This is a genomic window from Mycobacterium sp. GA-2829, from assembly GCF_001499965.1.
Taxonomy (GTDB): Bacteria; Actinomycetota; Actinomycetes; order Mycobacteriales; family Mycobacteriaceae; genus Mycobacterium.
The window spans coordinates 79,176-93,715 of sequence record NZ_LQIT01000018.1 but is presented as its reverse complement, the minus strand read 5'-3'; the positions used below and the strand labels follow the sequence as shown (position 1 = coordinate 93,715).

Below are 14,540 nucleotides of genomic sequence, written 5' to 3'. Positions count from 1 at the left end.
TGAATGTCGTGGAATCCGTCGTCACGGTCACGTCCGGGTGTTCGAGGTGGTCGACCCGCGCGGGCCGCCGTCGACGTAGCGCGGATCAGCGGGCGGCATGGAGATAGGGCCGAAGTCGGTGGCGATCGGCTTCATCGCCGCGAACCAGGTGCGGGCCGGTTCGGTTCCGCCGTAGAGGTTTCCGTCACTGCACTCCCGTAGCGGGCTCGAGCACAGACCCGACGGGGTCGGGGAATCGTCGAAGATGTAGTTCGCGGCGGCGTACTGATTGGTGAAGCCGAGGAATGCCGACGACCGGTGCGACTCGGTGGTGCCTGTCTTGCCCGACATCGGCAGATCCCATCCGGCCGAACCCGCCGCAGCCGTGGCGGTTCCGCCGGTGTGGTCCTTGCCCAACGCATTGGCCATCGTGTTGGCGAGCCCCTCGGGGACGGCCTGCTCGCAGGGCGCCGCCGCGAGGGCCACCTCGTTTCCGTGGCGGTCGAAGATCTTGTCGATCGGGCTGGGCGGGCACCACACTCCTCCCGAGGCCAAGGTCGCGGCCACGTTGGACAATTCGAGCGCGTTGAGTTCCAGCGGGCCGAGCGTGAACGATCCGAGGTTCTGCCGCTTGACCCAGTCGGCGATGCTCTCGTTGGTCTCGGGGTCGTACACGCGAGCGGTTCCCGGCTCGGCGTAGGACCGCAGCCCGAGCCGGACCGCCATGTCGATCGCGCGGGGCACGCCGATCTGGGAAATCAGTTTGGCGAACGCGGTGTTGGGTGATTTCGCAAGCGCGTCAGTCACGTTCATCTGGCCGGCGTACTGGGACGCGTTCTTCACACACCAGGTTTTCGACGGGCATCCGGGTTCGGTGCTGTCGCCCAGTCCGGTGGCCCGGAACGTCTGGGGCACATCGAGGGTGGCGTTGACGCCCATCCCCATGTCGAGCGCCGCGGCCGTGGTGAAGATCTTGAAAATCGAGCCGGCGCCGTCGCCGACGAGGGAGAACGGCTGCGGCTGCACCGTCTGGGCGGAGTTCGCGTCCAGCCCGTAGGTGCGGCTGTCGGCCATCGCGATGAGGCGGTGCGCGTCCTTGCCGGGCCTGATCACGCTCATCACGCTGGCGACGCCGTCGGTGGTGGGGTCGGCGAATCGGTCGACGGCATTCTTGACGCTGTCCTGGACTCTCGGGTCGAGGGTGGTGCGAATCAGGTAGCCGTTGCGGGCGACGTCCCTCGGGCTCAAACCCGCCCCGCCCAAATACTGCAGCGCGTATTCGCAGAAGAACGCGCGATCACCGGCGGCGATGCACCCCTGCGGTAGCGCCGCGGGTTGCGGCAGGATGCCCAGCGGCGCGGACTTGGCGGCGCGCAGTTCGTCGGCTTTCGCGGGTAGGTTCTCGATGATCGTGTTGAGCACCACGTTGCGGCGTTCCAACGCGGCATCGGGGTGGGTGTACGGGTCCAGAGAGCTGGGGGAGCGGACCATCCCGGCCAGCAGCGCGGCCTGCTGCCAGTTGAGGTCGCTGGCATCGATGCCGAAGTAGGTCTTCGCGGCGTCCTGAACACCGAACGCGCCGTTGCCGAAAGACACCAGATTCAAGTAACGGGCCAGGATCTCCGCCTTGGGGAGTGCGGCGTCCATGGCTACGGCCGCCCGGATCTCCCGGAGCTTGCGCGCCGGGCTGATCTCCACCGCGGCACGCCGGTCCGCATTGGTCTGCGCCTTTACCAGGAGGTTGAAGTTCTTGACGTACTGCTGCTCGAGTGTCGACCCGCCCCGGGTGGTCTCATCGCCCCGCAGATAACCCGCCAGCCCCGTCAGGGTGCCCTGCCAGTCGACGCCGTTGTGCTCGCTGAAGCGCTTGTCCTCGATCGAGATGATCGCCAATTTCATCGTGTCGGCAATCCGATTGCTGGGAACCGCCCAGCGGCGCTGCTCGTACAGCCAGGCGATGGGGTTCCCTGCCTGATCCACCATGGTGGAGACGATCGGCGCCGCGCCCTCGAGTAGTTCTGTGAATTCCTCTGTGGTCGAGTCGGATACGCGCGTGATCGCCGTCCCGGCGCCACCGACGAGCGGGAACATCAACGCCGCCGCGAGCAGCCCGGCGGCGAGGCAGCAGCCCGCCAGTCTGGCGAGCGCTGCCCGCTTTGCCCGGCGCTGGGCGCGCATAGCGTCAGCTTAGGACGGTTCACCGGACCTGACAGCGGATTGCAGCGGTTGATCGGTGTCGTTGAGACCGGCGCCCGTCGGTGCCACAATCGACGTATGGACTCGGGCCCGCTGGGCCGGGGACCGGCGGGACTCCGATGCCATGGCGCCGAGGCGGCGTCGGGCGAAGGGAGTCATCATGATCACCCTCTACGTGGTGGCCGGCGCTGTCGCGCTGACACTGCTCTGCCTCATGTCGAACATGCGCGTGATCCGACAGTTCGAACGCGGCGTGGTGTACCGGTTCGGGCAGGTGCAGTCGCGGGTGCGCGAGCCCGGGCTCACTCTCCTGGTCCCGGTCGCCGATCGTCTGCAGAAGGTGAACATGCAGATCATCACGATGCCGGTGCCCGCGCAGGATGGCATCACGCGCGACAACGTGACCGTGCGGGTGGATGCGGTCATCTATTTCAAGGTGGCCGATCCGGTGCGGGCGGCCGTCGACGTCCAGGACTACAAATCGGCCATCGGGCAGGTCGCGCAGACGTCGCTGCGGTCGATCATCGGCAAGAGCAACCTCGACGACCTGCTGTCCAACCGGGAGCACCTCAACCAGGGCCTGGAGCTGATGATCGACAGTCCGGCACTGGGCTGGGGAATTCACATCGACCGCGTCGAGATCAAGGACGTGGTGCTGCCCGACTCCATGAAGCGGTCGATCGCCCGCCAGGCCGAAGCCGAGCGGGAGCGACGAGCCAGGGTCATCACCGCCGACGGCGAACTGCAGGCCTCCCGCAAGCTGGCCGCCGCGGCGGGTGTGATGTCCGAGCAGCCCGCGGCACTGCAACTGCGGCTTCTGCAGACCGTCGTGGAGGTGGCGGCGGAGAAGAACTCGACCCTGGTACTGCCCTTCCCCGTCGAACTGCTTCGCTTCCTGGAACGGTCGACACCGCAAGCGCAGGGCGAGGGCGCCGCCGACGATGACGCGTCGCGCCCGGACACAGACATTCAGGCTGCGCTGACGGCGTCGCTTTCGGGCATGTCGTCTGCTCTGACGCAGTCTCAACGTGCGGCCAAACTGGCGACCTGACGCGCGGAAGACCGCAAGGCTGCGCGTACTCCAGCGACCCCACTCGGCGGCCCGGCACGGCTGATGCGGCGCTGAAGGCCTTCTTCGTTCCGGGTGTAACCGGCATAAATGACTGATGACTGAACCATTAAACCTAAGCTGTTAACAGCATGTCACAGATCACAATTTTTGGTCTATAGGTCTTGTTTTTAGTCCTTCTACTGCCATACGCTCCGTCCATCCGTAGGAAAGGTGGAACATCCATGGCGGTTGACACAGGTGCCGTGACCGGAGCCGAGAGCGGTTCGGGCCAGGGCCATTCGACGCTGAAGCGCGGAGCCATCGGGCTTGCCGGCGTCGTATTCATGGTCGTCGCGTTCTCCGCGCCGATCACCGCGATGACGGGCAACCTGCCGGTCGCCGTGGGTTATGGCAACGGGCTCGGCGCTCCGGGCGGATTCCTGATCGCCACGGTCGTGCTCACCATCTTCAGCGTCGGGTTCATCGCGCTGGCCAAGCACATCACCGCGGCGGGCGCCTTCTACACGTTCGTCTCCCGGGGTTGGTCCAAGATCCCGGGGCTGGCGGCCGGCGTGATGTCCATGGTCACCTACATGACGATGGAGGCCGGCCTGATCGGCATCTTCTCGGCGTTCACCGACCAGGCGCTGAACTCCCAGTTCGGCATCGACCTGCCCTGGGAGGTCTACGCGGTGATCTGCCTGGTGGTCATCGCGGTGCTGTCGCACTTCGACATCTCGGTGGCCGCCAAGGTGCTCGGTGTCGTGCTGGTCGCCGAGGTCGTCATGCTGGGCCTCAGCGCGGTTGCCTCGCTCATCAAGGCGCCGGACGGTCTGCACTTCGACGCACTAAGCCCGGTGTCGGCGCTATCCACCAACGGCGTGGCCGGCGGGGTGGTCGGTCTCGGTCTGCTGATGGCGTTCTGGTCCTGGGTCGGATTCGAGTCGACCGCGATCTACGGCGAGGAGTCCAAGGACCCCAAGCGCATCGTGCCCAAGGCCACCCTCATCGCCGTGATCGGCATCGGAGTCTTCTACACGTTCGTGTCCTGGGGCGTCATCGCCGGTAACGGCCCCGACGCCGCGGTCGCACTGGCGTCCAGCGACGATCCGTTCCAGCTGATCTACACCCCGGCCCGCGAATACCTCGGCCCCTGGGCGGTCACTATCTTCGAATGGCTGGTTCTCGGCGGATCCTTCGCCTGCGCGCTGGCCATTCACAACTCGGCCGCGCGCTACCTGTTCGCCTTCGGCCGCGACCGGCTGCTCTGGCACCGCCTCGGTGGAGCGCACCACCGGCACGCGTCCCCGTGGGTCGCGTCGCTGACCCAGAGTGGTGTTGCTGCAGCGCTTCTGGCGGTCTGTTCGCTGACCGGCAGCGATCCATATGCAGATCTTTTCGTGGTGGTGGCGATCCTGGCGACACTGCTGCTGCTGATCGTGCAGATCATGTCCTCGGTCTCCACCATCGTGTACTTCCACGTCAAGAAGCAGCATCCCGAGACGGCGCACTGGTGGAACACCCTGTTGGCTCCGGTCATCGGCGGTCTGGGCATGCTGCTCGTCATCTACCTGATGGCGTCCAATATCGATGCCGCCGCGGGTACCGCATCGGGCACCCTGTTCTTCAAGCTCATCCCGTGGATCATCGGCCTGTGCTGGTTCGGCTCCATGGCCGTCGCCCTGGTCCTGCGCAAGGTGGACCCCCGGCGTTATGCGCGCATCGGTAGCACGGTGTTCGACGACCGGCCCGCAGATCTGCTGCCGGCGGACCGGGTATGACCGACTGGTCAACCGTCAAGGTCGGTCCGGGCATCGCGGAAGGATCCCTGTCGGCGGGTGTGGCGGTCGCGATCAGCGGCCGCCGCCCCGAGACATTGGCCGTGGCCACCATCGCCACCATCGCCGCCAACGCCACCCTGCCGGGCAGCATCCTGACCGACGGGCTGGACGGTCACCGTGCGGACGCCGTGGCGAAGATGCGTGCCTGTATTCCGCAAGGCCGCTTGGGATCACCGGCTGAGGTCGCGGCGGCGGCGCAGTTCTCCGCCAGTGCGAAAGCGGCGTTCGTCACCGGTCAGCATCTGGTGATCGTCGGCGGCCAGACCCTTCCGGAACGTCCTGACGCGGCGTGATGGGACGGCCCGCTCAGCGCTTCAGCCACGCCTCGATGGTGTGCCGGGTGTCGTTGATGTGGGCCTCCATCCGCGCGGCGGCCAGTTCCGGCTCCCGGTTCTCGATCGCCTCGAGGATCGCCTCGTGGTAGTCGTTGGCGTTGGGTTCCAACCGCCCGAAAATCGCGCCGACCGGCAGCCACATCCGGCGGCGGGCATCGGCCACGGCGTCGAGCAGGCGGTCGTTCTGGGCCGCCTGGGCGATACCCATGTGAAACGCCGTGTCCAGGGTCTGGAAATCCGTGGTGTGTTGGGCCGACTGCTCTCTGAGGGCGGTCTCGAGCGCATCGTCCATCCCCGACAGCAGCTTGTGCAGCGCGGTGACGTCGACGGCGCGGCGCCGTTCGGCGGCCAGCCGCGTCGCGCCGGTCTCCACGATGGTGCGGTAGTCGAAGGCATCGCGGATCGCGCGCTTGTTCTGGCGCATCTCACGGCGCATGGCCGCCGCGTCGTAAACCGGTGCCTGGACGGTGAATCCGCCACCGCGGCCGCGCCGGACCGCGATCAGGCCCTCCCGCTCCAGGACCGCGACCGCGGTGCGCACGGTGGTCCGCGACACGTCGAGCATCTCGGAGAGTTCGCGCTCGGTGGGCAGTCGGTCCCCGGGACGGAACTGGCCCAGCTCCAACGCGCGCCGCATCTGGTCGACCACCAGCTCGTGCGCGGGGATCTGCCGGACCGGACTGAGTCCACCGGAATTGGCAGCCGCCATCGCGCCCTCCCTTCCTTGGCTCGAAGGGTAGCGCACCTGATCGTGAACCGCGGTATGCCCGGGCCATTGGACCATATGGGCCTCGACATGAACAAAGGCGAAGTGACATCTAAAGTCCTAAAGACTTGACCAATAGTTGTTTATGAAAGAGACTTGAGCCACAGTCAGGGCGACCGTGCCGGCGAAAGGGATATTGCGGTGGGAGACAAGGTCATTGTCACTGGAGGGGCCGGCGTGATCGGTCAGGCGATCTGTCGTCGGCTGCTGCAAAGTGGCTACGTGCCGATCGCAGCGGACCTCAAGTCCGCGATCGACGCACTCGACATCGCTGCGGCCGGGCTCGAGGGCACGATCGCCGTCGAACTGGACGTCACCGACGGGGAGAACGTTCGCTCGGTCGTGCCGTCGCTGGTGGACGAGGGGGAGACGCTCTTCGGCGTGGTCAATTGTGCGGGCATCCTGCGCGACTCGTTCCTCGGCGAGCTCGACGAATCGAAGCTGGAGCTGATGTTCCAGGTCAACATCGCGGGCATGGCCCGGGTCACCGACGCGGCCGCACCGTTGCTGGCCGAGGGCAGCGCCATCGTCAATGTCGGCAGCCTCACCGGGCATTTCGGCCGGTTCCGCGGCGCATCGGTCTACGGCGCCACCAAGGCCGGCATCGCCGCCTACACCCGCTACGTCGCCGAGGAACTCGCCCCCCGCGGAATCCGGGTGAACAACGTGGCCCCCGGTGTCATCCGGGCGCCGATGAGCCCGTCGATGGCACGGGTATCCGGCGGCGAGGAGATCAGCGCGAGCTATGCGATGCTCAAGCGCATCGGTGAACCCGAAGAGGTCGCCGAGGCCGTCGAGTTCTTGCTCTCCCCTCGCGCCTCGTTCATCACCGCGCAGACCCTGCTCGTCGACGGCGGCGTGGTGGCCTGGTGAGCGCCGGCGTCGAACTGGCGGACAGCCAGGAACTGATCGTCGACGAGGCCAACGCCGAAGCGTTCGCCCGACTCGACGGGGCCGATCCGTGCGTCGTCGACGTGCGCCCGGCCCGCGACGTGCTGCCCGGCTACCGGGACAACCTGGTGCTGACCTCCGGCGCTCCGATGGCCTGGTCTGACTACACCGGCGGCCAGCGGGAAGCGCTGATCGGCGGAGCCCTGTTCGAGGGGCTGGCTCGCGACCGCGAGGACGCCATCGACGGCTTCGCGACCGGTCGCATCGAGATCGGCGCGTGCCACGACTACTCCGCCGTGGGCTCGCTGGCCGGCATCTACACCGCGTCGATGCCGGTGTTCGTGGTGGAGAACCGGGCGCACGGCAACGTGGGCTTCTGCAACTTCTACGAGGGCAAGGAGCCCCGCCGGCTCAACTACGGCTGCTACGACGAAGGCGTGCACGAGCGGTTGCTGCACGTGAACTCGGTGCTGGCCCCGGTGGTCGGGGAGGCGCTGCGGCGCCGCGGCGGCGTTGCGCTGAAGCCGCTGATCGCCCGCGCGCTGCGGATGGGCGACGAGGTGCACAGCCGCAACGCGGCGGCATCGATCCTGTTCAACCGGGAAATTCTGCCCGCCGTGCTCGACATGGTGGACGATAAGGTGCCCGGAGTCCGCGAAACGATGTTGCACCTTGCCGAGAACGACTACTTCTTCCTGCGCCTCTCGATGGCGGCCGCCAAGGCGTCGGCTGACGCCATGGTGGTGCCCGGTTCGACCCTGGTCTCGGCGATGGCGTTCTCCTGCCGCGGTTTCGCGATCAAACTGGCCGGACTCGGCGACACCTGGTTCGAGGGCCCGCCGCCGATCCACGAGGGCAAGCTGTTCGCCGGGCACACCGAGGACGAGATCACCTGGATGGGCGGCGAGTCGCCGATCACCGAGACCATCGGGCTCGGCGGCTTCGCCCAGGCGTGCGCGCTGTCGCTGCAGGAGTATCAGGGCGGCTCGCCCGAGGTGATGATCGAGCGCAACCGCGAGATGTATGCGATCACCTACGGCGAGAACAGCACCTACCGGATACCGCAGTTCAGCTTCCGCGGTACGCCTACCGGAATCGACGCCCGCAAGGTGCTCGAGACCGGGGTGCTGCCCGTGATGGACGTCGGGCTGGCCGGACGTGACGGCGGCCAGATCGGCGCCGGTGTCATCCGCGCGCCACGGGAGTGCTTCGCCGACGCGCTCGCCGAGTTCGACCGGAGGTACCCGCGCCGATGACCGCTGCCCACCCGCCGTCGCTGCCGCTGACCTTCAGCGGCGGGCAGGCCGTCGTGACCGGAGCCGCCGCGGGCATCGGCGCCGCCATCGCCGGCGTCCTGATGGCGGCGGGTGTGCCGACGGTCCGGCTGGACATCCGGCTTCCGGAGCCCGACCCCCGCTACAGCGCCGACGTCCAGCGCTGCGTGGCCGCCGATGTGGGCGACCCCGACCTGGCCGGCACGCTGGCCGGCAGCGGGATCGAGCTGAACACGGTCGGCTACCTGGTCAACTGCGCCGGCATCATCGAGAACACCGGCTTCGGCAACGTCACCCAGCAGGCGTGGCTGCGCTGCCTGCAGGTCAACCTGGTGGGCGCCTACAACGTGCTCGACGCGCTCACCCCGGCGCTGCGCCGCTCGCCCAGCGCCGCCGTGGTGAACATCAGCTCAATCGAGGGGTTCCGCGTCATCGCGCTGTCCGACCCCGACCCGACGCCGCAGTACGCGGCGTCCAAAGCCGGTCTGCACATGCTCACCCAGAGTGCGGCCCGCGCCCTGGCCGCCGACGGTATCCGCGTCAACAGCGTGTCGCCGGGCTTCACCGCCACCGCGATGGCCGCCGCGCACGGCAGTACCGACCAGCTGCCGCCCGCACTGGCACCGCGCGTACCCGCGGGCAGGTTCGCCGATCCCACCGATATCGCGCACGCGGTGGCGTTCCTGCTCAGCGACCAGGCGGCCTACATCACCGGGACCGACCTGCGCGTCGACGGAGGGTTTCAGCTGACATGACACCGGTTGTCGTCGCGCACGATTCGTCGCTGGGCAGGCAGGCCCGCGTCGGATCCTGGGAGGAGTTGGCGAAGGGCACCTTCGCCACCGCCGCAGAGCACCTGGCCCGCGGCGAACATGAGGCGGCGGCGCAGCTGGTCGAGATCGCCGTCGACGAGGCCGACGAGCTGCGTGACATCTACGGCCGCTGGCCGCTGGCCACGGCGGACTGGATCCGCGGCCACGGCGTGGACGCCGACGAACTCGACCGCGCCATCGACCGGTTGACCGGCCTGATCGGGGAGCGGGCGATGACCGGCGTCGGAGCCGAATGGCCGCAGTTCACCGACGCTGTCGCGGTCGCCGCCGAGGCCTGCCGCACCGGCGCCGACGACGCCGCGGCGGCCGTCGAGAGGGCGCGGGTGATCTGGCAGGGCATCCACGACCGTGCGGTCGACCGGGTGTCCGGGCTGGTCGACATAGCGGTCCGGCTGGTCGGCGAGCATGCACTCGGCGAACTCTGGGATTTCCTGATGGGTGACTGGTACGACATACACGCCCGCCGTTACGCGCTGGACAACCAGCCGTGGTCTGCCTCGGCCAACCAGCTGATGGTCGCGATCGTCGACGGCTTCCATGCACACCTGACCGGCACTGGACGCCAGGGCGACATCGAACTGATCGAGGAGCCGAACCGGATCGGCTTCCGTTTCGCCCCTTGCGGTTCCGGCGGACGATCACTGGACGCACGGATCACCGACGGTGCGCCGCGGGCGGCCGGGCCGTTCAACTTCGCGGTCACCACCGAACCACACGACTGGGCGTGGAACACCGTAGGCATCTGCTCGTACTGCGTGCACTGCTGCCAACTCAACGAGGTCATGCCGATCGACCGGCTGGGCTACCCCACCCGGGTGATCGACGCCCCGGTCTGGAACCCCGAGCGCCCGGTCAGCACCTGCACCTGGTGGGTGTATCGCAATCCGGCGGACGTCCCCGACGAGGTGTACCGCAGGGTGGGACGCCGGCGCAATCCGGACAGGAGTGAGCAGCATGGCTGAACCGGTCACGATGACCCAGGTCGAGGTCGCCGACTACGACCTCGGTCTGCGGGGCAAGATGATGCGCGCCGGAAAGTCACACAAACCCGGTCTGGCGTTCTGCACGATCGTCTACGGACTGTCGCTGGTCGACGAAGTCACCGACACCCCGTTCAGCAACGTCAGCAACGGCTATCCCGACGCCGCGCTGGCCGTCGACGAATCCACCGCATCGGCCTGCCGTGGCGGCCGGGGGTGGACGCGGTCATCGCCGAGCTCACCGACGCCGACGGCACCCCGCTGGATCTGTCACCGCGGGTTGCTGTGCAGTCGCTCGCGGCGAAGTACGACGAGCTGAACCTTCAGCCGGTACTGGGTTTCGAGTATGAGCTGTGGTTGTTCCAGAACGGACCGCAGGGGCGAATCCCGTTGGGGCGCACCGAGAACGCCTACAGCCTCACCCGCGGTGCCGAGATCCATGACCTGACAATGGAATTCGTGTCCAGGATGGACCAGGTCGGCATCGAGGTCGAGATGGTGCACGGTGAACTCGGCCCGGGCTTCTTCGAGTTCACCCTGGCGCCCCGACCTGCGCTGCAGGCCGCCGACGCCGCAGTGCGGGCCCGTCAGTACCTGCGCGACCTGTGCGCCGAACGCGGCCTGCACGCGAGTTTCATGGCCAAGCCCTACGCCGACAAGTCCGGAGCCGGCGGTCACGTGCACTCCAGCCTCACCCGCGACGGAGTGAACATTTTCGCCGAGCCGGGCCGCAAGCTCAGCGAGACCGGTGAGCACTACCTGGCCGGCCTGGTGAGCACCATGCCCGACGTCACGCTGCTGCTCAATCCGTACATCAACTCCTACAAGCGCATCGATCCGGAGATGTTCACCCCCTGCGCGGCCACCTGGGGCGACGACGACCGCTCGACGGCGTGCCGGTTGATCCTCGGCGACCCGCGGTCCTCCCGGGTGGAGCACCGCAGGCCGGGTGCGGACGCCAACCCCTACCTGGTGGCCGCCGCGCTGTTGGCCGGAGGGCTGCGCGGGCTTTCGGAGCGCGCCACGCTGCCCGTCGCCGGCACGGAGCCCGCCGCGCTGCCCGGCGACCTGAAGGGTGCGCTGGCGCACTTCGAGAGTGCGCTATGGCTGACCGACCTGCTTGGCAAGAACTTCTGCGCCTCCTTCGCCGCCACCCGACGGGCGGAACTGGCGCGCTACGAGACCTGGTTGAAGACGACCATCACGGAGTGGGAAACCGCACGGCATCTGGAGCAGCAATGAGTAACGACAGCGCTCGACTCGAACTCAGCGAATTCGACGATCTCGCCCGCCGCGGCGAGATCGACACCGTCATCTGCGCGGCGCCGGACCCGTACGGCCGGCTGGTCGGCAAGAGGCTCACCGTGTCGGCCTTCCGGTCGCTGGGTCTGCGCGGAGCGGGCATCAACGCGAGCAGCTTCGTTTTCGCCGTCGACCTGGAGATGAACCCGCTCGACCTCCCGGTGTCCAGTGCCGCCAACGGCTGGGCTGACATCAGGCTGGTTCCGGATCTGCCGACCATGCGCCGGGTGCCGTGGGAACCCAATGTGGCCCTGGTGATCTGCGATGCCTACCAGGCCGACCGTGACGAGCTGCTGCCGGTCGCGCCACGCACCATCCTTCGCCGTCAGATCGAACGTGCCCAGCAGCACGGGCTGCGCTTCCAGTTCGCCTCGGAGCTGGAGTTCTTCCTGGCCGCCACCCCGCCGCGGGAGGCCTGGGAGCGCGGATACCGGGACCTGAGGATGATGTCCGATTACCGCTCGGACTACCAGATGATCCAGTCCGGCCGCGACGACTGGTTCATCTCCCGCATCCGCAACCAGATGCCCGCATTCGGGGTGTCCGTCGAGTCCTCCAAACCGGAGTGGGGCCTCGGCCAGCAGGAGGTCACCCTGGACTACTGCGACACCATGGAGATGGCCGACCGGCACGTGCTGTTCAAGTACGGCATCAAGCAGCTGGCCACCCAGGCGGACCTGACGGTCACCTTCATGGCCAAACCCAAGATCGACGAGGTGGGATCGTCCTGCCACCTGCACGTCAGCATGTGGTCAGACGACAGAAGCCTGTGCTGGTCCGACGAGCCCGACGGTCCGATGTCGGCGCAGTTCGGGTCGTTCGTGGCCGGACAGCTGCATCACGCCGCCGACATGACGTTGATGTTCGCGCCGACAATCAACTCCTACAAGCGGTTCCAACCGGACCAGTTCGCCGGGACGGCGATCGCGCTGGGCAACGACAACCGGTCGTGCGCCTTCCGGCTGGTCGGCCACGGCCCGTCCTACCGGGTCGAGAACCGGATCCCCGGCGCCGACGTCAACCCGTACTATGCCTACTCGGCCACGATCGCGGCCGGGCTGGACGGAATCGAGCGCCAGCTGCCGCGTCCGGACATCGTGGGCGGCAACGCGTGGACTCAGGACGGGGTGGGGCTCGTCCCGACCTCGCTGCACCGCGCACTGGATCTGTTCGCCGAGAACAAGATGGTGCGCACCGCATTCGGCGACGAGGTGTTCGAGCACCTGCTCGCGTCCAGCCAGGCCGAACTCGTGTCCTACGACTCGCACACCGTCACCGATTGGGAGACCCGCCGCTACTACGAGCGCGTCTGATTCCGATACCGCCACCTGCTGATCACGAACAAGGAAGTGCTGCATGCCCATTGATCCGATCGCCCAGAAGATGCTCGACGACACCAAGGCGTCCGGCCGCCCGAACGCCCACCTGCTTCCGGTGCCGGTGGCCCGAGAGAACTTCGAGAACACCTTCGGAGCGCTGGCCAAGCCGGACATCCACCGGGTCGTCGACGTCGACATCCCCACCCGTGACGGCGTCGGCGTCCCCGGCCGGCTGTACCTGCCGGCCGAGCAGAGTGCGCCACTGCCGCTGGTCGTCTACTACCACGGCGGCGGCTGGCTACTGGGCAGCATCGACTCCCACGACGTCGCAACCCGGTTGCTGGCCAACGCCTCCGGCGCTGCAGTGCTGTCGGTGGGCTACCGGCGCGGCCCGGAATCACGGTTCCCGACCGCCGTCAACGACGCCGTGGACGCGCTGAATTGGGCGGTGTCGGCGGAATCCGGGTTGGGCGTGGACAGCACGCGGGTCGCCGTCGCGGGGGACAGTGCGGGCGGCAACCTCGCCGCCGCGGTGGCGCTGTACGTGCGGGACTCGATTCGTCGAGGGGATGGCGGCCCTCCGCTGCGTCACCAGCTGCTCGTCTACCCGGTGACCACCACGGACCTCGCCCGTGGCATGGACCCGGCCTACGACGGGGTCATGCTGGAACGCGACGAACTGCAGTGGCACAAGGACAACTACCTGGCCGACCCGTCGGACGCGACCGACCCGCTGGTCAACGTGCTGGACGCCGATCTGGCCGGGCTGCCCGAGGCCACGGTGATCCTTGCCGAATGCGATCCCATCCGTCCCCAGGGGGAACTCTTCGCGAAGGCCCTCGCCGGCGCCGGTGTCGCCGTCGAGACCCACGAAACCCCGGGGATGGTGCACGGGTTCTTCGGCCTCGACGAGGTCTTCCCGACCGCAGGCGGCGCGATGTCCTTCGCCGGTCAGCGGTTGGCCGAGGCGCTCGCCGCGGGCGCCGACCGGTGACCCTGACCGCGCTGGTCACCGGCGCGGGCGGCGGCATCGGGCTGGCCACCGTCATCCGGCTGGCCGCCGACGGGGTGGATGTCATCGCCACCGACGTGAAGCCGCAGTCCCCGGAACTGCCTGCCGGCGTGCGCTATGTACCCTTCGACCTGCTCGAGGGTGACCCCGGGGTTCTGCTGGGTTACCTCGACGGCAGATCGCTGGACTACCTGGTCAATGCTGCGGGCCTGGCCCTGTTCGACCGGGACGGCTCGGTCCTCGACGCGGATGAGTCCGTCTGGACCGCGACGCTCGGGGTGAACCTGCATGCACTGCGGCGCCTGACGGTCGCCGCAGTGCCGCTGCTGCGCCAGGGTCGCGGCCGCAGCATCGTCAACGTGGCCAGCACCGCGGGGCTGCGGGGGATGGACTCCCCGCTGGACGCTTATCAGGTCAGCAAGGCGGCCGTGGTGTCCCTGTCGCAGAGCCTGGCCCTGCAGCTGGGTCCCGAGGGCATCCGCTGCAACACCGTGTGTCCGGGCGCCATCCTGACCCCGATGATCGAGCCGCTCTATCAGGAGAGGCCCGAGCGGCGTACCAACATGGAGCAGCGCACCCCGTTGCGCCGGCTGGGCCTGCCCGAAGACATCGCGAACGCGATCGCCTTCCTGTTGTCCGAGCAGGCATCGTTCATCACCGCAACGGATTTGGTGATCGACGGAGGCTGGACCGCCCAGATCAGATAAGCGCAGGCGCGCAGTTCGGGCAACTATTGACAACCTCATTAATGGTCTAAATAA

At 67.8% G+C, this 14,540-nt stretch carries 14 protein-coding genes; 12 read left to right on the top strand and 2 right to left on the bottom strand.

The annotated features are described in order from the left end of the window. Nucleotides 1-27 precede the first annotated feature (27 nt). Complete coding sequence (locus AU194_RS13085; protein WP_304438544.1) at nucleotides 28-2,157, bottom strand: transglycosylase domain-containing protein; 2,130 nt, start codon at nucleotides 2,155-2,157, stop codon at nucleotides 28-30. Between the two features lie 178 nt (nucleotides 2,158-2,335). Between AU194_RS13085 and AU194_RS13080 the strand changes: the two genes are divergently transcribed. The 3 genes from AU194_RS13080 (at nucleotide 2,336) to AU194_RS13070 (ending at nucleotide 5,360) form a co-directional block, all read left to right on the top strand. Then, nucleotides 2,336-3,226 (top strand): SPFH domain-containing protein, encoded by an 891-nt coding sequence (locus AU194_RS13080; RefSeq protein WP_059089677.1) that lies wholly within the window; start codon nucleotides 2,336-2,338, stop codon nucleotides 3,224-3,226. Nucleotides 3,227-3,468: 242 nt separating this feature from the next. Continuing rightward, nucleotides 3,469-5,007, top strand: a complete 1,539-nt coding sequence (locus tag AU194_RS13075) for an APC family permease (protein WP_059089676.1) — start codon at nucleotides 3,469-3,471, stop codon at nucleotides 5,005-5,007. Then, complete coding sequence (locus AU194_RS13070) at nucleotides 5,004-5,360, top strand: SDR family oxidoreductase (RefSeq protein WP_059089675.1); 357 nt, start codon at nucleotides 5,004-5,006, stop codon at nucleotides 5,358-5,360. Before AU194_RS13075 ends, AU194_RS13070 begins: the two co-directional genes overlap by 4 nt. 13 nt (nucleotides 5,361-5,373) lie before the next feature. Here AU194_RS13070 and AU194_RS13065 read toward each other — a convergent pair whose 3' ends face one another. Next, nucleotides 5,374-6,111 (bottom strand): FadR/GntR family transcriptional regulator, encoded by a 738-nt coding sequence (locus AU194_RS13065; protein ID WP_059089674.1) that lies wholly within the window; start codon nucleotides 6,109-6,111, stop codon nucleotides 5,374-5,376. Between the two features lie 198 nt (nucleotides 6,112-6,309). Here AU194_RS13065 and AU194_RS13060 point away from each other — a divergent pair, with 198 nt between their 5' ends. The 9 genes from AU194_RS13060 to AU194_RS13025 are packed head-to-tail and all read left to right on the top strand — an operon-like array spanning nucleotide 6,310 to nucleotide 14,486. Further along, nucleotides 6,310-7,041 carry an SDR family NAD(P)-dependent oxidoreductase gene (locus AU194_RS13060; RefSeq protein ID WP_059089673.1) on the top strand — a complete coding sequence of 244 codons (732 nt, stop codon included), beginning with the start codon at nucleotides 6,310-6,312 and terminating at the stop codon, nucleotides 7,039-7,041. Further along, a complete protein-coding gene (locus AU194_RS13055) occupies nucleotides 7,038-8,315 on the top strand; it encodes a DUF1116 domain-containing protein (protein WP_231743350.1) in 1,278 nt (425 codons plus the stop codon). The genes AU194_RS13060 and AU194_RS13055 overlap by 4 nt, the downstream gene beginning before the upstream one ends. Continuing rightward, a complete protein-coding gene (locus tag AU194_RS13050) occupies nucleotides 8,312-9,088 on the top strand; it encodes an SDR family NAD(P)-dependent oxidoreductase (RefSeq protein ID WP_059089671.1) in 777 nt (258 codons plus the stop codon). Before AU194_RS13055 ends, AU194_RS13050 begins: the two co-directional genes overlap by 4 nt. Next, entirely contained in the window at nucleotides 9,085-10,128 is a 1,044-nt protein-coding gene (locus AU194_RS13045; RefSeq protein ID WP_059089670.1) for a hypothetical protein, read from the top strand. Before AU194_RS13050 ends, AU194_RS13045 begins: the two co-directional genes overlap by 4 nt. Beyond that, nucleotides 10,121-10,465 (top strand): hypothetical protein, encoded by a 345-nt coding sequence (locus AU194_RS32575; protein WP_231743348.1) that lies wholly within the window; start codon nucleotides 10,121-10,123, stop codon nucleotides 10,463-10,465. The genes AU194_RS13045 and AU194_RS32575 overlap by 8 nt, the downstream gene beginning before the upstream one ends. Further along, entirely contained in the window at nucleotides 10,363-11,388 is a 1,026-nt protein-coding gene (locus tag AU194_RS13040) for a glutamine synthetase family protein (protein WP_231743346.1), read from the top strand. Before AU194_RS32575 ends, AU194_RS13040 begins: the two co-directional genes overlap by 103 nt. Then, nucleotides 11,385-12,761, top strand: coding sequence for a glutamine synthetase family protein (locus AU194_RS13035; RefSeq protein WP_059089669.1), 1,377 nt, complete (start codon nucleotides 11,385-11,387; stop codon nucleotides 12,759-12,761). The genes AU194_RS13040 and AU194_RS13035 overlap by 4 nt, the downstream gene beginning before the upstream one ends. A gap of 43 nt (nucleotides 12,762-12,804) precedes the next feature. Beyond that, nucleotides 12,805-13,761, top strand: a complete 957-nt coding sequence (locus AU194_RS13030; protein ID WP_059089668.1) for an alpha/beta hydrolase — start codon at nucleotides 12,805-12,807, stop codon at nucleotides 13,759-13,761. Then, nucleotides 13,758-14,486 carry an SDR family NAD(P)-dependent oxidoreductase gene (locus tag AU194_RS13025; protein WP_059089667.1) on the top strand — a complete coding sequence of 243 codons (729 nt, stop codon included), beginning with the start codon at nucleotides 13,758-13,760 and terminating at the stop codon, nucleotides 14,484-14,486. Before AU194_RS13030 ends, AU194_RS13025 begins: the two co-directional genes overlap by 4 nt. Nucleotides 14,487-14,540 lie beyond the last annotated feature (54 nt).